Origin of the sequence: Sphaerisporangium rubeum (assembly GCF_014207705.1) — a bacterium.
GTDB classification, from domain to species: Bacteria; Actinomycetota; Actinomycetes; order Streptosporangiales; family Streptosporangiaceae; genus Sphaerisporangium; species Sphaerisporangium rubeum.
This window is the reverse complement of the sequence record NZ_JACHIU010000001.1, coordinates 4,960,770-4,984,193: the sequence shown is the minus strand read 5'-3', so window position 1 is coordinate 4,984,193 and position 23,424 is coordinate 4,960,770. Positions and strand designations below refer to the sequence as shown.

Here is a 23,424-nt window from a genome sequence, read left to right as displayed (position 1 = left end):
TCCCTGTGTCCTGATCCGTCCTGAACTCGTCAGCCGCCGACCTGCTCCAGCGCCTCGGCGCGGCGGCGCACCTCGGAGGCGGCGTCCTGCAGCGCCGCCGACAGGCGGGTGAGCGCCGGCTCGTACTCACTGCTCCACGAGGCGCGGAAGCGGTCGGCCGCGCCGCCGCGCCAGTACGTCCCCGCCAGCTCGTTGCGCAGTTCGCGCAGCAGGGTGTCCACGGCGGTGGCCTGCCGCTGGAAGTTGGAGTTGAGCGAGTGCAACTGGGGGATCTCGCCGCCGATGACCGTCATCACATGGCTCCTTCGCCGTCGTCCGATGTCGGCGACGACGCTAGACGGCGCACCGGCGGCGGCGGTATGGGAAGGGTTTCCCAGCGGACCTCAGCGGGGGAGCGCGGCGAGGTCCTCGCGGGTGACCAGGCCCCGGCTGAGCGCGTACTCGGCGAGGTTGGCCAGCGCGTTGAACCCTCTCATGTTGGGGACCCCCGCCGCGTCGAGCCGGGTGCGCAGGTACTCGATGCGCTTGACGAGAGTGGTGCGCGGCCAGCCGAGCCGGGACGCGGCGGCGGCGTAGTCCTTGGGGTGGGGGTCGTACCGAGGCGGGTCCTCCAGGTAGCCCATGAACAGCGCCGTCATCGCCAGGCGGTCGGCGGCGCTGATCATCACCTCGGCGCCGGTCGCCGTGGGGGTGGTGCCGGGTGCCGGGGTGACGGCGGCAGGCGGGGGAGCGGTCGTCGCGGCCGGGGTCAGGGTGAGGCCGTGGCGGTGGTGCGAGCCGTCGACCAGGACCTTGGTGAGGGACTCGACGGCGACGCGGCGGCCGGGGGCCAGCACGCTGCGGAACCCGAGGTCGTCGACCGTCGAGAGCGGCCGGGTCTCCGAGACGTTGGACAGCCACCAGGTGCCGGTGTCGTACGCGACGGCGCCGGCGACGCGGGAGATGCCGGTGTCCTCCGGGTCCAGGCAGATCGTGCAGTCGCGTGCACGGCCGAAGGTGAGGCGGTCATCGGCGGTCAGCTCGACGACGTGGTCCCGCCTTTCGACCCGCATCACGGTCATGATCTTCTCCAACGGTTTCTCTGGGGAGGGTTTCCCACCACGCACGACGCCGCCGGGTGGACGTAAGGTCCTATTCTCGGACATCGCCAGTTATGGCGTGTTGGATTTGGCCGCTTGTTTCGCGAATGGAAGAGCTTGATGTCCGCCTTGGTGACTTCGCTGTTGTCCGCTGGAAGATCGGCCGTAGGACGGCTGCGACGGCTCCCATCAGGTGGAAAGCCCAGCATCTGGATCAATCGCGCAGTAATCGGTGTCGCCGTCGCCGCATTGGTGACGGCCGTCGGTTTCGGCGCGGGATACCGCACGTCGAAGGCTGCTTTCGGGGACGGCAGTGCCTATCTGCAGAAAGGCGGCAAAGTACTGCGCGTCAATGCCGACAATCAGCACGTTGACGCTCAAACAGCAGTGAACCTCGCAGTAGGCAAGGAAACCCTTGAAGTGGTCCAGGTGGGGCCGGACTCCGTCTGGGTCGTCAACAACGACACCGGCGTCGCGACCCGCCTCCCCACCGACACCCTGAAGCCCGACCGGACCGAGAGGCACCCGGACGCCAAGGGACAGCTCGACCTCACCACCGGTGGCGGCGAGACCTACACCGTCGACCACAGGAACGGCCGGCTGCGGAAGCTGGACGGCAAGCGTGGTCAGCCGGGAGAGGTCACCACCCCGCCGGTCACCGCCGCCGTGGTCGACTCCAAGGGAACGGCCTGGGCCCTGTCCGTGACGAACGGCGAACTCCTGGAGATCGACGGCACCACCGTGAAGGGCCGTCAGCGGGTCACCGAGCCCGGCGAGTCCGCCGCGCTCACCCTGGTCTCCGACCTGCCGGTCGTCTACCGGCAGGCCACCGGTCAGGCGGCGCTCCACGACGCAGGCGGCCTGCGCAGGCAGGTCGACCTCGGCGCGCGCGACGGCCTGGTGTCGCAGCCGGGGACGGCGTCCCCGGTCGTCGCCGTCGTGGTGCCGAGCACCGGCGTGCTGACCACCGGCGACTTCAACTCCCGCCAGGCGAGGAACATCCGGCTCCCCGGCCGCGCGGGACACACCTTCGCCGCACCCGTCGTCCACCACGGACGCGTGTACGTCCCCGACTTCACCGACCTGCAGGTCCTCATCGCCGACCTCGCCACCGGCGAGGTGCGGGCCGAGAAGGTGCCGAGCCCCTCGAACGAGTTCCAGCTCACCGTGCGCGACGAGCGGGTCTGGGTGAACGACCCCCAGAGCACCGTCACCCTGACGTTCGACGCGAGTGGCAAGAAGACCAGCATCGACACCAGCGGCGAAGGCGGCCCGTCCGACAAGCCGCTCCCCACACCGACCCCGACCGTCCAGCAGGACGAGCAGCCGCCGCCGGCGAGGCCCGTGACGCCGGTCACCACCGCACCGCGCGTCTCCCGGCCGAGCGCCGCACCCACACCGAAGGACGAGGTCGTGCCGGACGTCGTCGGCAAGCCGCGCGAGCAGGCCTGCGCGCGGCTGCGTCCGAAGTTCCGCTGCCTGGCCGTCGCGGAGAGCGGCGAGGACGCGCAGGGGGACACCGGCGTCGTCCTCGCCACCGACCCTCCGGCGGGGACGCGCGCGGCGCGCGGCAGCGCCGTCACGGTCCGGTACCGCGGCCCGGTCACCGTCCCCGCCGTCGTCGGCGTCCCCGCCGCGCAGGCCTGCGAGGCGGTGCTCAAGGCGCGGCTCAAGTGCGCGCAGAGCGCGGAAGGCCTGGCCAAGGCGGCCACGCAGGTCGGTGTGGTGACCAAGCAGGACCCCAAGCCCGACACCCCCGCCGCCACCGGCACCACCGTCACCGTGGTCTCCCCGGCGCAGGTGGAGGTCGGTTCCCTCCAGGGACGTCCGGTCGCCGAGGCGTGCGCGGCCGTGCAGCAGGCGGGTCTCGCCTGCGCGCAGCAGGAGGCCGGCCGCGGGGCACCCACCGGCGTGGTCCAGACCCAGACCCCCGCGGCCGGGGCCGGTCTCGCGCCAGGCGGCACGGTCACCGTCACCTACCTCGGCGAACCTCTGGTGCCGAACCTCGTGGGCCAGGCCCCGGACGCGGCCTGTGCGCTGCTGCGCCAGGAGGCGCTGGAGTGCGCACCCAACGACAACGAGATCACGCTCGACCTGAACAAGGTCATCAAGCAGGACCCGCCGCCAGGCGGCCGGCTGGCGGCCGGGACGAAGGTGACGTACACCTACGAGTCCACGGCGCCGACCGACCTGCTGCGCTACAAGGCCCCCGCGCCGGGCCGCGCCAACTTCATCTCCCCCGGCGGCGCGGGACCGGCCGGGTGGAGCTCGCAGAGCACGCTCGGGAAGGTCTACCAGCCCGACCAGGTGAACAGCGTGCCGGGACTGGTTCCCATCTACCGGTTCAGCTGCCAGAAGGCCGCTCAGTGCCATGAACCCGGCAGCTACTACTTCTCACCCGGCGCGGGAGAGCACGCGGGATTCGTCGCGGAAGGACCGGCCTTCGCCTGCTTCTCGGACAAACCGGCCGGCACCAAAGAGCTGTTCGCGCTGATGAACGGCGAAGGCACCTGGGTGTGGGCCGTGCCGGGAAGCTTCGAGTACAACCACTTCAAGTCCACCGGTTTCGGTGGCAGGGAGTTCCGCATCTGCAACATCTGGTGACCCCTCACTCCAGGCACGCGGCAGGCAGCGGGAACCACCGGAGCCGCTCGAACCCGGCCGGTAGCTCCGGTGGCCGTGGGTCGACCGTGTCGGGACGGGAACGCAGCAGCGCGCGGGCCTGGTCCATCTGGGCCGGCAGCGCGGACTCCGGCGCGCGGCCCGCGGCCGGTGCGGGGGAGTCGTACCGCAGGTCGGCGAGGCTCGCGGGTGGCGTGGCGGGAGAGTCCCTGTGGCGCCACAGGCCGGTCGTGGGGGTGAAGCGGTAGTCGGGGAGCAGGCGGTGGCCGGCGGTGGCGACCAGGTCGACGGCGTCGATCAGGTAGTCGCACACGGTTTCGGAGATGAAGTAGTTGAAGTTGACGCGGACCCAGCCGGGTTTGACGCCTTCCCAGCCGCGCGCGATCTCGGTGCGGAACTCCAGGGACCGCGCGTCGCCGATGCCGAGCAGCCGGTGGCCGTACGGCCCGGCGCACGAGCAGCCGCCGCGCGCCTGCACGCCGAGCAGGTCGTTGAGCACGGCGACGACATAGTTGTGGTGGAGGAACTGCTCGCCGTGCCGGACGCGCAGCGACACGATCGGCAGCCGCCGCGCGTCGCGGTCGCCGAGGATGTCGATGGCGGGGTTGCGGGCCCAGCGCTCCAGCGCGCGGCGCCACAGCCGTTCCTCCCTGGCCTGGATGACGTCGGTGCCGACGGCCTGCTTCAGGCCGAACACCAGGCCCGCTCTGATCGACTCGACGATGGCCGGGGTGCCGCCTTCCTCCCTGGCCACCGGGTCGTCCAGGTACCGGTGGCCCGCGGGGTCCACGAACAGCACGGTGCCGCCGCCAGGCGCGGCAGGTACGCCGCCTCTCACCAGGTCGCGCCGCATCACCAGCACGCCGGGGGTCTGCGGGCCGCCGATGAACTTGTGCGGGGACAGGAAGATCGCGTCCTTGTGGTCGCGCAGGCCCGGCGCGCTCGGCCCCATGCGGATCGGCACGTACGGCCCGGCCGCCGCGTAGTCCCAGAACGCCAGGGCCCCGTGCTCGTGCAGGAGCGCGGACACCGCGTCGGTGTCGGACAGGATGCCGGTCACGTTGGACGCGGCGGAGAAACTGCCGATCAGCGGCCGGCCCGCGTGCCGTTCCAGCCCGGCGCGCAGCGCGGCCAGGTCGATCTGGCCACGCCGGTCCTCGCCGATGACGACGGTCTCGGCGATGCTCTCCCGCCACGGCAGCTCGTTGGAGTGGTGCTCGTACGGGCCGACGAACACCACCGGCCGATCGCGTACGGGGATGCGGTCCAGCAGGCCGTACCGGCGCGCGAGCCCGTCGGGGAGGCGCAGTTCCAGGATGCCGATGAGCTTGTTGACGGCCGCGGTCGCGCCGGACCCGCAGAAGATCACCAGGTCGCCGGGGCCGCCGCCGACGGCCTCGTGCACGGCCTTCCTGGCCTCTTCGCGTAATCGTCCCGTCTGCAGGCCGGTGCCGGAGCTCTCGGTGTGGGTGTTGGCGTAACAGGGGAGCACGCGGTCACGGATGAAGTCCTCGATGAAGTCGAGGGAGCGGCCGGACGCGGTGTAGTCGGCGTAGACGATACGGCGCGCGCCGTACGGACCGTGGAGGATCGCGTCGTCGCCGATGACACCTGACCTGATCCGCTCAAGCAGCGGCGACGCCGGTGGCTCGTCCTTCAGCTCCACACGCGTTTCCTGCTGAGTCACCATCCGACCAGCATGCCTCGTTGGACGCAATTGTTTAATCATTGACATACATATCTGGCGACAAAGCGTGGAAATCAGCGGACGGCAGTAAATGAGGTAAACCTACCTGGAAAGCCGATAATTCGATTTCGCCGTCCCGGCGCGTCGGGTAACCTGCGATCATGCTCGACCGTGATCGCGGCAGCCTGCGGCAGACCTTCGACGAGGACGCCGAGCTGTACGACCGTTCCCGTCCGGCCTACCCGGCCGCGCTCTACCAGGACCTCGCCGAGCTCACCGGCGCCGGCCCCGGGTGCCGCGTGCTGGAGATCGGCTGCGGCACCGGACAGGCCACGGTGCCGCTCGCCGAGATGGGCTGCGAGATCGTCGCGGTGGAGCTCGGCGCCGGCATGGCCAAGGTGGCGCGCCGCAACCTCGCCGGGTTCGCCGGCGTCGAGGTGGTGACCGCGGCGTTCGAGGACTGGCCGCTGCCGGAACAGCCGTTCGACCTCGTCTTCTGCGCCACCGCGTTCCACTGGATCGACCCGGCCGTCCGCGTGGAGAAGTCCGCCGCGGCCCTGCGTCCCGGCGGCGCGCTCGCCACCGTCACCACCCACCACGTGCTCGGCGGCACGGTCGACTTCTTCGTCGCGGTGCAGGACTGCTACGAGCGGTTCGACCCGGCCACCCCGCCGGGACTGCGGCAGTCCCCGGCGGCGGACATCCCCATGGACGGCGCCGAGATCGAGAAGTCCGGCCGGTTCGGCGCACCGGAGTTCCGCCGCCACGAGTGGGACGTGCCGTACACGACCGCCGGGTACGTCGACGTGCTGAACACCTACTCCAACCACCGCGCGCTGCCGCCGGACGCGCGGGCCGGGCTGTACGGCTGCGTGGCGTCCCTCATCGACGGCCGCCACGGCGGCCACGTCACCAAGCGCTACCTGGCCGAGCTCCGGGTCGCGTACCGCCGGTAAATCCGTCGCACCGGCGGGCCGGGGTCGTTAGGCTCGGATCCGTGACTGCCGGGTCGGCCATGGGCCACAAGCGAGTGAGGCACCCGGCCCGCGCGTGACCGCGCGGCGGGCCCGTGCCCCGCCTTCTTCTTTCCTCTCCTGTCGTCCAACCCCTGTGCTTCACACCTGGAGAAGAAAGAATCGAATGCCGATCGATTTCAACGAGTCTGTCATCGAGGAGTTCCGCGCCAACGCGGGACGGGTCGGCGGGCCGTTCACGGACGCGCGCCTGATCCTGCTCACCACCACCGGCGCGCGTTCCGGAGCCCCGCACACCACCCCCGTCGGCTACCTGCCGGACGGTGAGCGCATCCTCGTCATCGCCTCCGCCGGCGGCGCACCCCGCCACCCCGCCTGGTACCACAACCTCGTGGCGAACCCGGTCGTCACCGTGGAGACCGGCCTTTTCACCTACGAGGCCCACGCCACCGTCCTCACCGGCGAGGAACGCGACGAGATCTTCGCGCGCGCCGCCGAGGCCGACCCAGGCTGGGCCGCCTACCAGGCCAAGACGTCCCGCGTCCTGCCGGTCGTCGCGCTCCGCCAGGCCTTCGCCGGTCCTCCTACGGCCTCGTCGTGGGGGGAGGCGCTCAAGCGGATCCACGAGACATTCCGCCGTGAGCTCGATCTGGTCCGCGCCGAGGTCGCGCGCTCAGGCCCGGTGCTCGGCGCGCAGCTGCGCGTGAACTGCCTCACCGTCTGCCAGGGCCTGCACATGCACCACACCGGCGAGGACAGAGGCATGTTCGCCGCGCTCGCGCGGCAGCACCCCGAGCTGGCCCCCACCATGGCCCGCCTGCACGAGGAACACGAGCGGGTCGCCGTCATCCTCGGCGAACTCCGCAAGACCCTCGACGGCGGTGACACGGCCACGCTCCTCACCGACGTGGACCGGCTCATCGCCGAGCTGGAGGCACACCTGGCGTACGAAGAGGACCAGCTCATCCCGATCCTCGACGCACGCTGACCCACGCGTGAAGGCCGCCCGCGCCCCCGTGGACGGGCGGCCCCGTGCGCCGCCGGGAAGCGGCGGCGCACACGCGGGTTCAGGAGGCCGGGGGACCGTCGCTCATGCCGTACTTGGCGGAGCGGGCCCCGGTGACGAAGGCCCAGTAGCGGTCGCCGTACGACCAGTGCCACCACTCGGTGGGGTAGTTGACGAAACCGAGGGCCGTGAGCACGGCGCCGAGGGTGTCGCGGTTGCGCCGCGCCTCAGGGGAGATGCCGGGGTACGCCGTGTGGCACGCCTCGTCGCTCTCCGGCGGGGTGGCGTTGACCTGCGTCCCCATCGGCAGTTCCACGCCGGACGCGGTGCACAGCGTCAGGTCCACCGCGCCGCCGGACACGTGCGGCGCCACCTCCGGTGGCGAGACGTAGCGGCTGGCCTCCAGGTACGCCTGGTGGCCGTCCCAGCCGGGGTGCTCGGCCAGGTGCGCCGCGACGGACTCCTCGAAGTAGCTCCGTTGCAGCGCGGCGGGCCGGAAACCCTCGACGACCAGCAGGCGGAGCTCGCGCGGCAACTGCGTCTGCGCGGCGACCAGCCGGTCGGCCACGCTCAGGCGTACGTGCGCGAACAGGCCCTCGGGATCGGCGAGCCGCTCGTCGACCCGTACGACCTCCATGGCGCGCAGATCCACCAGGGGCTCGCCGCACTCCTTCACCGGCACCGCGTGGATACGCGGATCCGACAGGAGCACGATCTCCGACATGGGCCCTCCGTGACCACTCCAGGCGCTCCCGGTGAGCCGCCGTGCGCAATGATGCGGTAGACCGCTCCAAGGACGCTGTAACCGGTGGTCGCGCGGGAGGTCAGCCGCCGAGTTCGGTGAATTCCCGTGCCTCGTGCAGCCGGAAGGTCTCCAGCGCCTCCGCCATGATCTTCTTGGCGGCGTCGTCGTCCCCGAGCGCCTCGTGCACGCGGGCCAGGTCGCGCTGGGTGCGTGCGCGGAACAGCGCGGCGCGCAGCGTCTCCCACAGCGCCAGCGCCTCGGTGAGGCGCTCCTTGGCCTGGTAGAGCCGTCCCTCGGCGAGATCGAGCTCGCCGAGCGTGCGCAGCGAGCAGGCCTCTCCCCACCGGTCGTGCAGCGATCGGGTCACGGCGAGCGACCCGGTCAGTTCGCCGCGCGCCGCGTCGTGGCGGCCGAGCCGCGTCAGGGTCTTGCCGAGGGACCGCATGCAGTACGCCTCAAGCAGCCGGTCACCGAGCTCCCGGAAGATCGCCAGCGCGCGTTCGCACAGCTCCGCCGAGCGCGTCAGCTCGCCTCTCGCGCGGTGGTACATCGACAGGGTGCGCAGCGTCAGGCCCTCGCCGCGGCGGTTCCCCTCGGCCTGGTACAGCGACAGCGCGCCGGTCAGCTCCGCACGCGCCGCCGCGTAGTCGCCGCGTTCCAGGTGCACACTGCCGGCGAGCCGCCTGACGTGCGCGAGCGCCGCGGGGTCGGCGAGATCGGCCCACAGCAGGCCGGCGCGGTTCAGGAAGTGCAGCGCCTCCGGCAGGTACCCCTGCTCGCGGCACGCGGCGCCGAGCGCGGCGAGCGTCGCGGCCTCGCCTCTGGCGTCCCGCGCGGTGCGGAACAGCGACAACGCCTGGCTCAGGTACTCGCGGGACTCCGAGTACTGGTCGCGCTCGTAGTACAGGTGACCGAGCCCCGCGAGCAGCGTCGCCTCACCGAGCGCGTTGTCGGTGCGCCGCGCCACCGCCAGCGCAGCCTCGTGGGTGCGGTGCCACGCCGCGAACGGGTTGTCGAAGACGTACTGGCTGCCTTCGAACGCCACCGACGACAACGCCGCGGCCAGCTCCACCGCGATGTCGTCCAGGTCCAGCGCCGCCGCCAGCTCCACCGCGACGATCAGCGCCTCCTCCTCGCCGCGCAGCCAGCCGTGCGGGTCGGCGAGCGCCACCCGCAGCACCTCGGCGTCCACCGGCCGCGCGAGACCCGGCGTGGCGCGCATCGGGATCGCGCCGGTCGGCACGGCCTCACTCAGCCGCTCCACCAGCCACAGCCACCCGCCGAGCACACGGCGCACCACCGCCTCACGGCCGGCCCGCTCCTCCTCGGCGTGCGCGCGTTCCCTGGCGAACAACCGGATCAGGTCGTGCAGCCGGTACCGCGTGCGTCCCGCCGCGTCGATGTCCACGACGCTCGCCAGCGAGGTGTCCACCAGGTGGTCCAGCACCCGCTCGGCCTCGTCCAGGCCGGTCTCCATGGCCGTCGCCGCCACCCACACCGGGAAGTACGGCAGGCCGAGCAGGCCGAGGCGCCGCAGCGCGGTCTTCGCCTGGCCCGGCAGCATGTCGTAGCTGAGCGCGATGCCGGCCCGCACCTCCTGGTCGCCGACGGCCAGCTCGTCCAGCCTGCGCTGCTCGTCGGCCAGCCGGTCGGCCAGCCGTGCCACCGACCACTGCCTGCGGGACGCCAGCCGCGCGCCGGCGATGCGCAGCGCCAGCGGCAGGCCGCCGCACTGCCGCACGATCCGCTCGGCCGCCTGCGGCTCGGCCGCGACGCGCTCGGGCCCCGCGACCCGCGCGAGCAGCCGTGTGGCGGCGGCGTCCGGCAGCAGGCCGAGGTCGAGCACCGTGGCGCCGGCGAGGCCCGACAGCCGGTTGCGTGAGGTCACGATCACGCCGCAGCCGCGCGCGCCTGGCAGCAGCGGCCGCACCTGCCGTTCGGTGGCGGCGTCGTCGAGCACGACCAGCTTGCGCCGGTCGGCGAGCAGCGTGCGGTACCGCGCGGCGCACTCCTCCGGCGTGGCCGGCGGCGACGCGCCGGGCTCCAGTTCCCTCAGCAGCCGGCCGAGGACCTCAAGCGGGGTGGCGGGTGCCTCGGAGGTGCCGCGCAGCTCGACGTGGAGCTGGCCGTCGGGGTACAGGTCCGCGAGCTCGTGCGCGGCGCTCAGCGCCAGGGCCGACTTGCCGACGCCACCCGGCCCGAAGATCACGCAGACCGGCCGCGCGTCCGGCTTGCCGAGCCGGCCGGCGAGCTCGGCGATCTCCTCGTCGCGCGCCGTGAAGTCAGGCGGCGGGGGAGGGAGCTGCCGAGGCGGGGCGGGCCTCGCCGGGCCGAGCAGCGCGGGGTCCGACCGCAGCACGGCCTCGTGCACCGCCTGTAACTCCGGCCCCGGCTCGATGCCGAGCTCCTCGACCAGGACCCGCCTGCTCTGCTGGTAGACGGCCAGCGCGTCGGTCTGCCTGCCGGACCGGTACAGGGCCACCATGAGGTCGCGCCTCAGCCGCTCACGCGCCGGATGCGCCGCGACCAGCTCGGTCAGCTCGTCCACCAGGCCCTCGGCCCGTCCCGCCGCGAGGTCCGCCGCGACGCGCTCCTCGACCACCGTCAGCCGCAGCTCCTCCAGCCGCGCCACCTCCGAACGCAGGCACGCGTCGTCGATCCCCCCGAGGGCCGGCCCCCGCCACAGCGCCAGGGCCTCCCGTAACGATCGCGCCGCTCCGGCGTGGTCCCCGCCGCGCGCCGCGCGCCGTCCGTCCTCGACGAGCCGCTCGAAGACGCATCTGTCGAGCGCGTCGTGCGGCACCTCGGCGGCGTACCCCACCCGGTGCGACACGATGATCGCCGGCAGTCCCGCCGCGGTGAACGCGCGCCGCAGCGAGGCGACGTACGTCTGCAGCACCCCGCGTGCCGTCACCGGGGGGTCCTCCTGCCAGATCGCCTCCATCAGCCGCTCGACGGTCACCACCCGTCCCGCGTCGAGCAACAACGCCGCGAGCAGCGCGCGCGGCTTCCCACCCCCGAGCGGCACCTGCCGCTCACCGTTCCACACCTCGACCGGACCAAGGAGCCGTAACTCCATCGTTTGGTTCTCCTGAAAGGCTCGGCGGGATCCCCTGTCAGAAACCTAATCCGTGTCACCGTTCCGCGCGCAATGCGAAAAATCCTGTTATTTCCAAAGATGTGAATTGTCGGTCACTGCTCGTGCAGCAAGGAAGGACAGTGCTCGGCGACCACACGGGTCAGCTCGACACGGGACGCCACACCGAGCTTGGGGAACATGCGGCGCAGGTGCGTGGACACCGTATGCGGGGACAGGAACATCCGCTCGGCGGCCTGGCGGTTGGTCATCCCCTGCGCGATCAGGCCGGCCACGGCGCGCTCGGTGTCGGTGAGACTGTCCCACCCGTACGGCGGCCGTTGCGGCTGGGCCCAGTGACGCCGCCGCACGCCGAGCGCGCGCAACCGGGCCCGCACGCGGGCCGCGTCCCGCTGGGCCCCGATGCGCCGGTACCCGTCGAGTGCCTGGTCGAGCCAGGCGACCGCCTGGTCGCGCGCGCCGGGATCGGCGGCCAGCAGGACCCCGGCGTCCTCGGCGCAGGAGGCCCGGTCCCACGGCTGCGGAAGCGCGGCGACGACACCGGTGAGCGCATCGGGGTCGCGGCCGAGGAGGCCGCGCGCGTGCGCCGCGGCGGCGGCGAGCGAGGGGAAACCAGGGTTGTCCCCGGCGAGACGCTCGGCGGTGGCGACCACGGCCCGCGCGTACGGGACGTTCCCCGTGTCCAGGGCCAGCCGGGTCAGCCACGCCGGGGTGAGCGGCGCCGTGCCGACGGCCCAGCGCCGCTCACGCGCGTCGGTGTACGTCGCACGCAGCACCTCAACGGCCCGTTCGCGGTCTCCCTGGGCCTCGGTCACCAGCGCGTCCACCCACTGGTGCCAGGGCAGGCCGAACAGCATGCCGTTCGCCGGTCCCTCCGACCGGTGCTTGCGCATGTGCTTCACCGCGGCGTCCACGTCGCCACGCCGTACCGCGGTCAGCGCGAGCATCGACAGTCCCATCCGGATGAACAGGCGGATCCCGAGTTCTTCGGCGGTGGTCATCGCGGCCCGCGCCTCGTCCGCGGCGTCGTCGAGCCGTCCGGTCGCGAGGTGCAGGCCCGCGCGGAACAGCGCCGGGTGCGCGGCGAGCACCGTCAGGCCCGCGGCCTCGATCTCCTCCTCGGCGGCCCGCACCGCGAGGTCAGCCTCCTCCGGCTGCCGCACGGCCCGGTGGAGCAGGCACAGCATCAGCTGCGCGTACGGCTGCTGCGCGGGAAGCGCGCCGCCGTCCTTCGAGATCCGCACGGCCTCACGCAGGTGCGTGAACGCGTCGGCGACCCGTCCGTCCGCCATGGCGAACCGCGACAGCATCAGCCGGGCCCCCACCGGCGCCGTGCCGCCGAGCCACCGCCGCCGCGTCAGCACCGTCGCCGCGCGCCGCCGTCCGGCGTCCAGGTCGTTCAGCGACAGCAACCCCCACAGCACCGTCCACTCCACGATGTCGCGGACCGGCTCCGGCAGATCCGACCCGGCGAGCATGTCCTCGGCCTCCGCCAGCGCCTCCTCCGGCCGCGCGCTCAGCAGCAGGATGTACGCCAGCGCGCACCGCAGGCGCGGCGTCTGCGCGGAGGAGGCCCTGCGCATCGCGGCACGGGCCAGCTCGGCCGCCTCGGTCAGCCGGCCCACCAGCGTCAGCGCGTCCACCGCCGTCGCGGCCCGCTCCGGCCACTCGGGGTCGGCCTGGTCGCTGAGCTCCAGCACACGTCCCGCGAGCTCGGCCGCGGTCTGCGGCGAGGTGCGCAGCACCTCGCGCGCCGCCTGGTCCAGGCCGCGCACCGCGAACACGTCACCGGGACCCGCGCTGCGCAGCAGGTGCGCCGCCGCGGGAACGGCGGGCCCGCCGCGCTTGAGCAGCATCTCCCCGGCGTCGCGGTGCAGCGCACGTCCCACCGCCGGGGGGACGGTCCCCGTGACCGCCTGCCACAGCAGATGGTGCCGGAAGGCCAGTTCCTCGCCGGCCGATCCGACGATGCCGGCGCTCATCGCCTCGTCCAGCATCGGCAGCAGCCGGTGGGTCGGCTCGCCGAGCATCTCGGCCAGGTCCTGCACCGCGAACGTACGGCCGAGCACCGAGGCGACCTGCAGCAGGTGCCTGGTACGCGGTGACAGCTCCCGCAGCCGTTCCAGCGTCACCGCCTGGACCCGCGGCAGCCGCGCCGGGACCGTACGGACATGACCGTCGGCGATCTCGAAGACCCCTTCGCCGCGCAGCCGCCGGATCAGCTCTGTCAGCAGGAACGGATTGCCGTCCGCGAGGCCCGTCAGCGCCAGCACGTCGGCCTCTGGCTCCGCTCGCAGCAGGTCGCGGACGATCTCCACCACGGCCGGTCCCGCGAGCGGCGGCAGCGCGATCCGGGACGCGCCGTCCCGTTCCAGCACGTCGAACAGCCGGTCGTCCCCGCCGTCCTTGGTCCGCGCCAGCATCCACACGAGCGGATAGGAGGCGAGGTCCCTGGTCATGGACCGCAGGGCCAGCAAGGTCATCGGGTCGGCCCAGTGCGTGTCGTCCAAGGTGAGCAGCATCGGCCGCAACGCCACCCGGCGTTCCAGCGGCCCCCGCAGCCGCTCCAGCATCAGCAGCCTCTGATCGGTGGCCCCCGTCTCCTCACCGGTCCACAACAGCCCCGGGTCCCCGAGCGCCGACGACAGCGGCGCCAGCGGCACCAGGCGGGTCACCTCGTCCGCCGCGCCGCGCGCCACGTCCAGCCCGAGCTCGGCGGCCCCCGCAGCCGCGAGATCGAGCAACCGGCTCTTCCCGGCCCCCGACCGTCCCTCGACCAGCACCACCCCACCCCGGCCGGTCTTCGCCGACCGGAGCGCCTGCGCCACCAGATCCCATTCCCGCGCACGGCCCCGCCATCCCCGCCATGACGACCGCTGCGAACCAGGCCCATCCGCCGCCTCAAGGAACGAGTGCGAGAAGCCCCCCATGACTCCATGACACCATCTGGACCCGCGCCGCTGTCACACACCCCCGGTCGCGCGTACCCAGATGTCCCACGGATGTGCGATACGGGCCCTGCCTCGGCTGCGTACCGTTCAACTAGCGGTCCATTCCCACTGACAAGGCAAAGCCCTTGGACCGCGACGGCAAGAGCGGACACCGGACGGCCGACGCCACGGCGGCTGCCAGGCAAGGCCAATTCACGGCACCGTCAACGGCATCGTCAAGGCGCCGTCAACGCGGCACATCCCTTCGCAGCACCCCCCGGGAAGGATGACCACAGTGGACCTGACCATCGACCGGCTGACGCGGTTCACCTTCGCACGACTCCCCGGACCGCCGGGTCGCGCCTGGCGCGACGCCGAACTCGCGCGCCTGCGCGGCTTCGTCGACGACATCATGGGCCGCGTCAGCGAGGACACCGAACGCCTGGAACTGCTGAGACGCCACCGGCGCCGCCTCACCTCCGGCGTCACGTGCGACCTGAGTGACTCCATCGAAGGCCTGCGCGCTCTGCTGAAAGCCCTGCCGGCCCGGCCCGAACTGATCACGTCGGCCGTGGCCCAGACGGCCCGCATCCAGTCGCTCATCGACAACATGGGAGCCCTGGCGGCCGTAAGGCCCGGCGACGGCCACCTCGCCGCACACCGGGACGTCCCTCGTTGTCCCAGGTAGGGACCTGTGCCGCACGGGCCCTCGGACCGGAAAAGCCTTGCCATCGGCAAAACTTCGCAAAGAACGGCAGGGTTCCGGCCGGGGGTCCGTCTGGTATCGAGGTCACGGTCGGAGGCCCACTCGGTGATCGAGGTCTCGGTCGCGGGCCCGGCCTGGCGATCGAGGTCCGCGTCGGGGGACCCGTCTGGTGATCGAGGTCCCGGTCAGGGAGGGCCGAGCGTGCCGGAGGCCAGCCCGAGCGCCACCGACTCCGCCACGAGCAGCCCCTGAGCCGCCGCGTCCCGCAGTTCGTCCTCGAACGCCGAAAGCGCGCGCCACGCCTCGCCGTACCGGCGCTGCTCCTCGATCGGCAGGCGCGGCACCTGCGCGCGCCGCGCGTCGAACCGCGTCACCCCCGACTGTGTGCCGCCGGCGCTCACCGGCACACCCCGCAGGAACCCGGCCAGGAAGTACGGGTCCAGGCGCTCGGGATCGGGCCGCAGCAACGTGAGCCGAGGCCCGAGCAGCGACCCGGACTCCTCGGCCACCCGGGTCGCGACCTCGCGGTCCCGGGTCGCGACCACCACGTCCCCCCGCACGATCACCGTACGGCCCTCCGGCCGCGCGCGGCCCACGGCGGGCCCGCCGCCGAACACCTGCGCGGCCTCCAGGACCGGCTCACCCTCGCCGTCCACGTCGTACCGGCCGGACTGGTGCACGGCCAGCGCGCCGGTGCGCTCCAGCTCCGCCAGCGGCACCGCCGGCAGATCGCGGGCCTGACCAGGCGGCACGTCCGGCACCAGCGAGGCCAGGCGGTCGAGCCTGCTCAGGAACGCCGCGCGCACCCCGGCGTAGTCACCCCCCTCCGGCCCCGCGGCCCCCACGTGCCGCGCCGGACTGATGTCGACATCCTCGTCGACCAGATCGATGATCGGCACCGCGCGGCTCTCACCCGGCACGTCCGCCACCGCGTCCGGATCACCCTGGAACTCGCGCCACCGCCGCACGACCGCGTCGAACGTCGCCGGCCCGGCGACCGCCATCAGCACACTGGACGGCGTGCGGTCGTCCCGCTCCGGCCTGCGCAGCACCCACACATGAACCGGCAGCCCCGTCCCCGGCGCCATCCCCGGCGGCAACCCGATCACCGCCTGCACCGCGCCACGCCGCAGCAGATTGCGCCGTATCCTGCGGCCCGACCGCCGGTTCGCCGCCACCTCAGGCATCAGCACCACCGCGAGCCCCCCCGGCCGCAGCTTCGCCAGCGCATGCTGCACCCAGGCCAGCTCCGACTCCGACTTCGGCGGCAACCCGTACTCCCAGCGCGGATCGCTCGCCAGCTCCTCGTACCCCCAGTTGCGCTCGTTGAACGGCGGATGACACACCACCGCGTCCACCCTCACCCCGGCCCAGGCGTCCTCCCGCAGCGAGTCCCCGGTGCGTACCTCCCCATCAACCCCCGCCAGCTCCAGCCGAGCACGCGCCAGCCGAGCCAGCGCCTCCTCCTGCTCCTGTCCATAAACCCGCCCCACCCCACCGGCCGCCGCCAGCAAACCCCCCAGCCCGCACGCCGGATCCATCAACGTCATCGACCCCGACTCCATCGGCGTCCCTGACCCCGGCTCCATGGGTGTCCCCGGCCCCGGAACCGCCAGCCGCACCATGAACCCCGCCACCTCACCCGGTGTCTCCCCGAGCCGCCGCGACTGCACGTCGGCGAACCGCTCCAGCAGGAACCGCACCACCTCCGCCGCACCGGCCTCCTGCGCGAACTCCCGCATCAGCCCCCAGGCCCGCCGCGGCACCGACCGCGGCTTCCCCTGACCCCGCAGCAACTCGGTGGCCTCCGCCACCACATCCCCGAGCCGCGGATCGTCCCCCGCCATCCTGACCTGCTGCCACACCCGCTCACGCAACGGCAGCTCCTCGACCTTCCCCTGCCGCAGCAACCACCGCTCCACCGCACGCAGCGAGAACGCCGGGCTGGTCGCCGTCCCTCCCACCGGCTCGGGAAAATCCTCGTACCGCCGCCGCCAGTTGCTCACCGCGGCCCGTCCCACCCCCGCCATCCGCGCGATGTCAGCCGAACTGACCGTCGCCTCGTCTCCGCTGATGACGGCCTCCCGCTCATCTCTCCCGGCACACCCACGCCGGCCCTTGCTCACCCGCAAGCAAACCGTAGCCTAGACCCCCACATCTCGGAATCACGGCCACCTCACACGTGTAACAAATACACGGACCGCGCCGCTCGATGTCACCGGTCCCCGGGCCGGGGCCTTCCTGCCGAGCACGGACAGGCAAGAACGCGACGCGGACACGCAAGGGCCGCCGGGCTGTCCATGGTTCCTTTTTCCTACGGCTCTGCGGGTCCGGACTTCGACGAACAGCAGAGGCGATTCTGACGATCCCCGTCGTGAAGGAAGAATCCATGCGTACATTCAGAAATTTGGTCACCTCTCTCCTGGTTTCGGCGGCGGCCTGTGCGACGCTCACCGTCGCGACGCCTGCGTCCGCGTCCGCGTCCGCCGATATCTGCACCAACAACGGCCCGTACAGCTTCAAGAGGTCCTACGAGACGACCTACGCCACGATCTACGCCTACTCGGGCTCGAACTGCGTCGGCAGCTACCTTTCGTACGGCCGGACGACTCTCTCGGGGTCCAATGTCGTCATCTACGCCTACGACGCCAAGTGCGACAACATCGGCCTGAAGACATACACGAGTGGCGGCCAGTCTGTGACGTCCACCGGCTGCTACAACAATCCCAACAAGACCGTCAGCCGGTCGAGCTCGGGCAACTACTTCTGGGTCGAGGTCAACGGCTACCTCTCGGCGACGGCCTCGATTCCCATCTGACGCGAACTCGGTCCACAAGGCGCGTGAACGGGAAAGCGGGTGCCGCCTCCAAGGCGGCACCCGCGCGAGCTGATCAGGCGGCGTGCGGCGCCGGCGGTTCCAGCCGGATGACGTCCGGCACCGCGGCCGCGAGATGCCGGCTCAGCGACTTGGCCCGAGAGACCACCGTCACCTGCCGGCCGGCCTCTCCGAGCCACGCGGCGAGTCCGGTGAAGTACCCGTCGCCCGACCCGATCACCACCCGCTCGAACCGCCGGTCGATCCGGTCGTCGTACGCCGCCTCGACCAGCGCGCGATCGGCGCCGTCCGGCCCGGACCGCGCGAGCAGTCGCACCCCGCGGAACGCGATCCCGGCCGCCAGGAGCGCGTTGTGGTTCACCGCCACGACGTACTGGTCCCTCGCTCCTATGGGGACGAGCGTCTCGTAGACCACCATGATCTCCTCGACCTCACACGTCGTGGGCCGCGTCGATCCCACGAGGTTCTCGATGTCGATCAGATGCATGGCCCGGCCGCGCCGCAGCGACTCCTTGTGCTCCACCTGACGTGAACGGCGGCTGCTCCGCGATGTCCGCGTGCGGAACTCGTGCAGAGCCGTGACGGGGGTGCTCACGATACGCGTCCTTCCATGAGAGCTGATGTGCTTCTCCAGAACAGCATATGTGAACTCGATGCACAAGTAACTATCTGGTCTCCAGGTCGGTCGAAGGACGTCCATCCGTCGCGCGGAGCAGCATGCGCTCGCCTGGACGGTCGAAGATGCTGAGCACCTCCGCCGGACCCTCACCGGTGCTCCCGAACCAGTGCGGCACCTGGGTGTCGAACTGCGCGGCCTCGCCGACGCCGAGCACCAGGTCCTGCTCGCCGAGGACCAGCCGCATCCGTCCGGACAACACGTAGAGCCATTCGAAGCCGTCGTGTGCGCGCGGACGCGGGGTGGACTGCGACCGCGGGATGACGATCTTCCATGCCTGGATACCGCCGGGCCGGGTCAGCGGCAGGACCGTGCGGCCGTTGATCTGCCGGGGTTTGAGCCGGATGCGTGGATCGCCGACCTCCGGTGCGCCGACCAGGTCGTCCAAAGGGACCTGGTAGACCTGCGCCAGCGGCAGGAGCAGTTCGAGACTGGGCCGGCGCAGGCCGGTCTCCAGCCTCGACAGGGTGCTCTTGGAGATGCCGGTCGCCGCGGCGAGCGCGGTGAGGGTGATGCCGCGCTGCTTGCGCAGCGTCTGCAGCCGCGGCCCCACCTGGGTGAGCGCGTCGGCGATGGGCTGCTGATGGACGCTCATGACCCCCATGGTCGGCACATTTCCCGGAAACAGCAACATTCGTTGCCTCTGCTGGAGACCTCCCCGCACCCTGGTGGACATGAATCGATACGACGCAGTGGTGATCGGCGGCGGAGCCGCCGGACTGTCCGCGGCGCTGGTCCTCTCCCGGGCCCGGCGCCACGTGCTCGTGGTGGACGCCGGAGCGCCTCGGAACGCGCCGGCGACACATATGCACGGATTCCTGTCCCGCGACGGGACACCGCCAGGCGAACTGCTGGCCGAAGGCCGGCGGGAGGTCAAGGACTACGGCGGAGACGTCGTCGACGGACAAGTGGCGAGCGCGCGGCGGACCGGCGCGGGGTTCGAGATCGAACTGAGCGACGGTGTCACCGTCCGCGCGCGCCGTGTCCTGGTCGCGACCGGCCTGCGCGACGAACTGCCGGACGTCGAAGGGCTGCGCGAGCGCTGGGCCCGCGACGTCCTGCATTGTCCGTACTGCCACGGCTACGAGGTCCGAGGTCAGGCGTTCGGCGTGCTCGGCTGGTCGCAGGAAGCGGTCCGCTACGCGCAGATCGTGCGCCAGTGGTCGGACGACGTCGTCCTGTTCGCTCCTCCCGCGAGCCTGACCGAGGACGAGCGCGAGCAACTGGCCGCACGCGCCGTCGGCGTCGTCGAGGGACACGTCGCACGGGTGGTCGTCGAGGACGACACGTTGCGCGGCGTCGCGCTCACCGACGGCCGGATCGTCGGCAGGGACGTCGTCTTCGTGCCGCCGCGCTTCGCGCCGGACAACAGCCTGTTCCTCACACTCGGCTGCGACATCGACGCCACCGGCTGGGTCGTCACCGACGCCACCGGCCGGACCACCGTTCCCGGCGTCTGGGCCGCGGGCAACGTCCGCAACCCGCGCGCTCAGGTCATCACCGCCGCAGGCGAGGGCTCGGCCGCCGCCGTCGCCGTCAACGCCGACCTCGTCGACGAGGACGTACACGACGCCGTCCGCGCACACCGCGACGAACACTGACACAGCCCCCTACCCACGAGAGGAAACCCGTCATGTCACACCGACCCTCGCCGGAGAGCCCGCGGAAGCCGATGGGCCCAGATGGGCCCCCCGAGGACACGCGGAAGCCGATGGGCCCACCCCGGTCCCCCGACACCGCGCGGAAGCCGGTGGGCCCACCCGGACGGCATCAGCTCGCGCTCATGATCTGGATCGCGGTCTTCCCGACCCTCACCGTCCTCAACCTGACCCTCGGGCCGTGGCTGACCGGCACCGGCACCGTCCTGCGGACCTTCGTCCTCGCGACCATCGCCGTGCCGATCGTCATCTACGGCCTCATGCCCCGGCTCAACCGCCTCCGCGCGCACCTGCTGACGCGACGCGCCACCTGAACGACCCACCCCGCACCCGGCGGCTCCGGCCCAGGTCGCGGCCTACTTCAGGCGGGATCCTCTGGTCTATCGTCGAGGCATGCCAGTGCTGGCCACGAAACTCCACGTCCCCGAACCGCGTCCCGGTCTCGTGGCCCGCCTCCGCCTCCACGATCGCCTGGCCGCCGCCGAGCACACCCCGGCCCGGCTCGTCCTGATCTCCGCACCGGCCGGCTTCGGCAAGACCACGCTCCTGAGTCAATGGCTCGCACAGGCCGGGACCGCGTGGCAGGTCGCCTGGGTATCGCTCGACGCCGGTGACAACGACCTCAGGCGATTCCTGGCCCACGTCGTCGCCGCGTTCCGTACCACGAACCCCGGAGTCGGCAGGGACGCCGGGACCGTGCTGGACGCGGGTGGCGACCTCGCCGGCCAGATCGTGCTCACCAGCCTCGTCAACGACCTCGACGCGATGGCGGAACCGACCGTTCTCGCGCTGGACGACTACCACGAGATCACCGCGCGGCCCGTCCACGAGGCACTCGGCTTCCTGCTCGACCACCTGCCCCGGCACATCCGCGTCGCCGTCACGACCCGCTCCGACCCGCCACTGCCGCTGGCGCGGCTCCGGAGCCGCGGCGGGCTCGTCGAACTGCGGGCCGCGGACCTGAGGTTCACCCCGGACGAGGCGGGGACGCTCCTCAACGACGTGATGGGCCTCGCTCTCAGCGACACCGACGTCGGCACGCTGGACCAACGGACCGAAGGCTGGGCCGCCGGGCTCCAACTGGCGGCGTTGTCGATGCGTGGACGGGACGACGTCGCGGCGTTCGTCGGGGACTTCGCCGGCAGCCACCGGTTCGTCCTCGACTACCTGGTGGAGGAGGTCCTCGACCGCCAACGTGACGAGGTACGCCGGTTCCTCCTCGACACCTCGGTCCTGCACGCGATGAACGCGTCACTGTGCGAGGCGGTGACCGGACAAGCCGGCGCACAGGCGACGCTGGAGGCGCTCGAACGCGACAACGTCTTCGTCGTGCCGCTCGACGACCGCCGCGACCGGTACCGCTACCACCACCTGTTCGCCGACGCGCTCCGAGCCCGCCTCCAGTCCACCCGGCCGGAACGAGTCACCGAACTGCACGCCGCCGCCTGCCGCTGGCACGCCGAACACGGCTCACTGCCGGACGCCATCACCCACGCCATGGCCGCCGGCGACCTCGAACGCACCGCCGACCTGGTCGAACTCATCCTCCCCGAACTACGCAGAGAACGCCGCGACGACACCGCACGCGCCTACGTACACGCCATCCCGCACCCCGTCATCCGCCGCCGTCCACTCCTCGCCACATTCACCGCCTGGACCCTGCTCGCCGAAGGCGACCTCGACGGCGTGGAGACCTGGCTCAACGCCGCCACCGGCACGCCACGCGGCACCTCCGGCACGGCACGCGGCACCGCCGACACGGCACCCGGTGACACCGAGACATCCCGCGATGTCGCCGGTATGTCCCCGGGCAGTACCGAACCGTCCCTCGAGGCCGGCGAGACACCACCCGGCCGCACCCATGACATCCCCGGCGAATTGCGTGCCTGGCTCGCCGACGCGGCCGAGGCCCGTGACCAGGAGCTGCGCCGGCTACCCGCGATGATCGCCGTCTACCGCGCCTCGGTGGCCCAGGCCCGCGGCGACGTCGACGGCACCACCATCCATGCTCGCCACGCCTTGGACCTCACCACGCCAGATGACCATTTCACGCGTGGCGCGGCCTCCGGATTCCTCGGCATGGCGGCCTGGGCCGCCGGCGACCTGACCACCGCCGTGGACACGTTCGGCGACGCCGCCGCCTCCCTCCACGCCGCCGGCAACGTCGCCGACGGACTCGGCGCGACCGTCGTCCTCGCCGACATGTGGTTCGGCCGCGGCCGTCCCGACGAGGCCCGCCGCCTGTACGAACAAGCCCTGGCCGCCGCCGCGAGGCACCCCGTTCCGCTCTCCACCACCGGCGACCTGCACGTCGGCCTCGCCGACGTCCTGCGCGAACAAGGCGACCTCGACGCGGCCACCGTCCACCTGGACACGGCACGACGCCTCGGCGACGCCGCGTCCTTGCCGGAGAACCGTCACCGCTGGTACAGAACCATGGCCGCGGTCCTGCGCGCACGCGGCGACCTCGACGGCGCTCTGACGATGCTCGACCACGCCGAGGCCGCGTACCAGCCGGGCTTCTTCCCCGACCTGCGCTCCATCGCCGCCACCAAGGCGGCTCTCCACGCGGCCCGAGGCGACCTGGCGGCCGCCGCCGACTGGCTGCGCACCACCGGTGTGACCTTGAACGACCCACCGGCCTACCTGCACGAGCACGACCAGCTCACGCTCGTCCGCCTGCTCCTCGCCGAGCACCGCCACGGCACCGCCGTGAACCTGGCCGAGGCGACATCCACCCTGACCCGCATCGCCACCGCCGCGGCGACCACCGGCCGCATCGGCGGCGTCATCGAGTCCCACATGCTCCGCGCACTGACCCACGCCGCCACCGGCGACACGACCACCGCACTCGACGACCTGGAGACAGCCCTCACCGCCGCCACCCCCGCCGGCTACCGCCGCTTGTTCCTGGACGAAGGCACCCCCATGGAACACCTCCTCCGCACCCTCACCGAAGAACGACCGACCGCCGAGCCCACCGCCTACGCCGCTCACCTGCTGACCCCGGCCACAGAGACACCACCGGTCACCACCACCTCACCGGCCACCACCGAAGAATTGACCGACCGCGAACGGGAAGTCCTCCGCCTCCTGGCGACCGACCTGACCGGCCCCGAGATGGCCCGCCACCTGTACGTCTCGGTCAACACCCTCCGCACCCACACCAAACACATCTTCACCAAACTAGAAGTGAGAACCCGCCGCGCCGCCGTAACCAGAGCCACAGAACTCAATCTCCTGTGACGACCGCGACCATCACTCAGCTCACCCGATCGAATGACGCGGCTCCGCCAAGGCCGTGGTGCCGGCCTGCTTGAGGGGGGAGCACTGGTCCTCATCCGATCGGATGACGTGGCTCCGCCAAGGTCGTGATGCCGGCCTGCTTGCGGGGGAGCACTGGTCCTC

The 23,424-nt window shown here is 72.0% G+C and carries 18 protein-coding genes; 8 read left to right on the top strand and 10 right to left on the bottom strand.

The features are described from left to right. Window positions 1-29: 29 nt before the first annotated feature. The 3 genes from BJ992_RS21325 to BJ992_RS21315 form a co-directional block, all read right to left on the bottom strand. Window positions 30-293 (bottom strand): WXG100 family type VII secretion target, encoded by a 264-nt coding sequence (locus tag BJ992_RS21325; RefSeq protein WP_184983720.1) that lies wholly within the window; start codon window positions 291-293, stop codon window positions 30-32. A gap of 90 nt (window positions 294-383) precedes the next feature. Beyond that, on the bottom strand, window positions 384-1,061 hold the full coding sequence (locus BJ992_RS21320) for an FHA domain-containing protein (protein ID WP_184983718.1): 678 nt from the start codon (window positions 1,059-1,061) through the stop codon (window positions 384-386). 207 nt (window positions 1,062-1,268) lie between these two features. After that, window positions 1,269-1,460: a hypothetical protein gene (locus tag BJ992_RS21315; protein ID WP_184983716.1), complete on the bottom strand. Its 192-nt coding sequence runs from the start codon at window positions 1,458-1,460 to the stop codon at window positions 1,269-1,271. A gap of 6 nt (window positions 1,461-1,466) precedes the next feature. On the opposite strand from BJ992_RS21315, the gene BJ992_RS21310 reads away from it, so the two are divergent. Continuing rightward, the gene (locus BJ992_RS21310) at window positions 1,467-3,683 is read left to right on the top strand and encodes a PASTA domain-containing protein (protein WP_184983714.1); all 2,217 of its coding nucleotides are present in this window, start codon (window positions 1,467-1,469) and stop codon (window positions 3,681-3,683) included. 4 nt (window positions 3,684-3,687) lie between these two features. Here the strand turns inward: BJ992_RS21310 and BJ992_RS21305 are convergent, their stop codons facing one another. Continuing rightward, window positions 3,688-5,391: an aminotransferase class V-fold PLP-dependent enzyme gene (locus BJ992_RS21305; RefSeq protein WP_184983712.1), complete on the bottom strand. Its 1,704-nt coding sequence runs from the start codon at window positions 5,389-5,391 to the stop codon at window positions 3,688-3,690. Between the two features lie 158 nt (window positions 5,392-5,549). Here BJ992_RS21305 and BJ992_RS21300 point away from each other — a divergent pair, with 158 nt between their 5' ends. Both BJ992_RS21300 and BJ992_RS21295 read left to right on the top strand, forming a co-directional pair. Next, window positions 5,550-6,344: a class I SAM-dependent methyltransferase gene (locus BJ992_RS21300; RefSeq protein WP_184983710.1), complete on the top strand. Its 795-nt coding sequence runs from the start codon at window positions 5,550-5,552 to the stop codon at window positions 6,342-6,344. 184 nt (window positions 6,345-6,528) lie between these two features. Beyond that, window positions 6,529-7,350 (top strand): nitroreductase/quinone reductase family protein, encoded by an 822-nt coding sequence (locus tag BJ992_RS21295; protein ID WP_184983708.1) that lies wholly within the window; start codon window positions 6,529-6,531, stop codon window positions 7,348-7,350. Between the two features lie 79 nt (window positions 7,351-7,429). Here BJ992_RS21295 and BJ992_RS21290 read toward each other — a convergent pair whose 3' ends face one another. The 3 genes from BJ992_RS21290 to BJ992_RS21280 all read right to left on the bottom strand — a co-directional run bounded on the left by BJ992_RS21290 (window position 7,430) and on the right by BJ992_RS21280 (window position 14,140). Next, a complete protein-coding gene (locus BJ992_RS21290) occupies window positions 7,430-8,092 on the bottom strand; it encodes a M15 family metallopeptidase (protein ID WP_184983701.1) in 663 nt (220 codons plus the stop codon). 100 nt (window positions 8,093-8,192) lie between these two features. Beyond that, on the bottom strand, window positions 8,193-11,192 hold the full coding sequence (locus BJ992_RS21285; RefSeq protein ID WP_184983699.1) for an AfsR/SARP family transcriptional regulator: 3,000 nt from the start codon (window positions 11,190-11,192) through the stop codon (window positions 8,193-8,195). A 113-nt stretch (window positions 11,193-11,305) separates the two neighbouring features. Next, the gene (locus tag BJ992_RS21280) at window positions 11,306-14,140 is read right to left on the bottom strand and encodes a helix-turn-helix transcriptional regulator (RefSeq protein WP_184983697.1); all 2,835 of its coding nucleotides are present in this window, start codon (window positions 14,138-14,140) and stop codon (window positions 11,306-11,308) included. Window positions 14,141-14,426: 286 nt separating this feature from the next. Between BJ992_RS21280 and BJ992_RS21275 the strand changes: the two genes are divergently transcribed. Next, complete coding sequence (locus BJ992_RS21275; protein WP_184983690.1) at window positions 14,427-14,828, top strand: hypothetical protein; 402 nt, start codon at window positions 14,427-14,429, stop codon at window positions 14,826-14,828. A 203-nt stretch (window positions 14,829-15,031) separates the two neighbouring features. Here the strand turns inward: BJ992_RS21275 and BJ992_RS21270 are convergent, their stop codons facing one another. Further along, window positions 15,032-16,876, bottom strand: a complete 1,845-nt coding sequence (locus tag BJ992_RS21270) for an N-6 DNA methylase (protein WP_184983688.1) — start codon at window positions 16,874-16,876, stop codon at window positions 15,032-15,034. A gap of 359 nt (window positions 16,877-17,235) precedes the next feature. On the opposite strand from BJ992_RS21270, the gene BJ992_RS21265 reads away from it, so the two are divergent. After that, window positions 17,236-17,664: a hypothetical protein gene (locus BJ992_RS21265; RefSeq protein ID WP_184983686.1), complete on the top strand. Its 429-nt coding sequence runs from the start codon at window positions 17,236-17,238 to the stop codon at window positions 17,662-17,664. A 73-nt stretch (window positions 17,665-17,737) separates the two neighbouring features. Here BJ992_RS21265 and BJ992_RS21260 read toward each other — a convergent pair whose 3' ends face one another. Continuing rightward, the gene (locus BJ992_RS21260) at window positions 17,738-18,277 is read right to left on the bottom strand and encodes an NYN domain-containing protein (protein ID WP_184983684.1); all 540 of its coding nucleotides are present in this window, start codon (window positions 18,275-18,277) and stop codon (window positions 17,738-17,740) included. Between the two features lie 70 nt (window positions 18,278-18,347). Further along, window positions 18,348-18,953 carry a helix-turn-helix domain-containing protein gene (locus BJ992_RS21255; protein ID WP_221474917.1) on the bottom strand — a complete coding sequence of 202 codons (606 nt, stop codon included), beginning with the start codon at window positions 18,951-18,953 and terminating at the stop codon, window positions 18,348-18,350. Window positions 18,954-19,032: 79 nt separating this feature from the next. Between BJ992_RS21255 and BJ992_RS21250 the strand changes: the two genes are divergently transcribed. From BJ992_RS21250 to BJ992_RS21240, 3 genes are all read left to right on the top strand, one after another. Further along, window positions 19,033-19,959, top strand: a complete 927-nt coding sequence (locus tag BJ992_RS21250; RefSeq protein ID WP_184983681.1) for an NAD(P)/FAD-dependent oxidoreductase — start codon at window positions 19,033-19,035, stop codon at window positions 19,957-19,959. Between the two features lie 110 nt (window positions 19,960-20,069). Further along, window positions 20,070-20,330, top strand: a complete 261-nt coding sequence (locus tag BJ992_RS21245; protein ID WP_184983679.1) for a putative antibiotic biosynthesis monooxygenase — start codon at window positions 20,070-20,072, stop codon at window positions 20,328-20,330. Between the two features lie 79 nt (window positions 20,331-20,409). Then, on the top strand, window positions 20,410-23,262 hold the full coding sequence (locus BJ992_RS21240; RefSeq protein WP_184983677.1) for a winged helix-turn-helix domain-containing protein: 2,853 nt from the start codon (window positions 20,410-20,412) through the stop codon (window positions 23,260-23,262). The last annotated feature ends 162 nt before the right edge of the window (window positions 23,263-23,424 follow it).

Bases quoted from the DNA above. Each gene is read 5' to 3' on its own strand.
- BJ992_RS21325 (WP_184983720.1), bottom strand. From the start codon at position 293: ATGACGGTCATCGGCGGCGAGATCCCCCAGTTGCACTCGCTCAACTCC.
- BJ992_RS21320 (WP_184983718.1), bottom strand. From the start codon at position 1,061: ATGACCGTGATGCGGGTCGAAAGGCGGGACCACGTCGTCGAGCTGACC.
- BJ992_RS21305 (WP_184983712.1), bottom strand. From the start codon at position 5,391: ATGGTGACTCAGCAGGAAACGCGTGTGGAGCTGAAGGACGAGCCACCG.
- BJ992_RS21300 (WP_184983710.1), top strand. From the start codon at position 5,550: ATGCTCGACCGTGATCGCGGCAGCCTGCGGCAGACCTTCGACGAGGAC.
- BJ992_RS21295 (WP_184983708.1), top strand. From the start codon at position 6,529: ATGCCGATCGATTTCAACGAGTCTGTCATCGAGGAGTTCCGCGCCAAC.
- BJ992_RS21290 (WP_184983701.1), bottom strand. From the start codon at position 8,092: ATGTCGGAGATCGTGCTCCTGTCGGATCCGCGTATCCACGCGGTGCCG.
- BJ992_RS21285 (WP_184983699.1), bottom strand. From the start codon at position 11,192: ATGGAGTTACGGCTCCTTGGTCCGGTCGAGGTGTGGAACGGTGAGCGG.
- BJ992_RS21280 (WP_184983697.1), bottom strand. From the start codon at position 14,140: ATGGGGGGCTTCTCGCACTCGTTCCTTGAGGCGGCGGATGGGCCTGGT.
- BJ992_RS21275 (WP_184983690.1), top strand. From the start codon at position 14,427: ATGACCACAGTGGACCTGACCATCGACCGGCTGACGCGGTTCACCTTC.
- BJ992_RS21270 (WP_184983688.1), bottom strand. From the start codon at position 16,876: ATGGCGGGGGTGGGACGGGCCGCGGTGAGCAACTGGCGGCGGCGGTAC.
- BJ992_RS21265 (WP_184983686.1), top strand. From the start codon at position 17,236: ATGCGTACATTCAGAAATTTGGTCACCTCTCTCCTGGTTTCGGCGGCG.
- BJ992_RS21255 (WP_221474917.1), bottom strand. From the start codon at position 18,953: ATGAGCGTCCATCAGCAGCCCATCGCCGACGCGCTCACCCAGGTGGGG.
- BJ992_RS21250 (WP_184983681.1), top strand. From the start codon at position 19,033: ATGAATCGATACGACGCAGTGGTGATCGGCGGCGGAGCCGCCGGACTG.
- BJ992_RS21245 (WP_184983679.1), top strand. From the start codon at position 20,070: ATGGGCCCACCCCGGTCCCCCGACACCGCGCGGAAGCCGGTGGGCCCA.
- BJ992_RS21240 (WP_184983677.1), top strand. From the start codon at position 20,410: ATGCCAGTGCTGGCCACGAAACTCCACGTCCCCGAACCGCGTCCCGGT.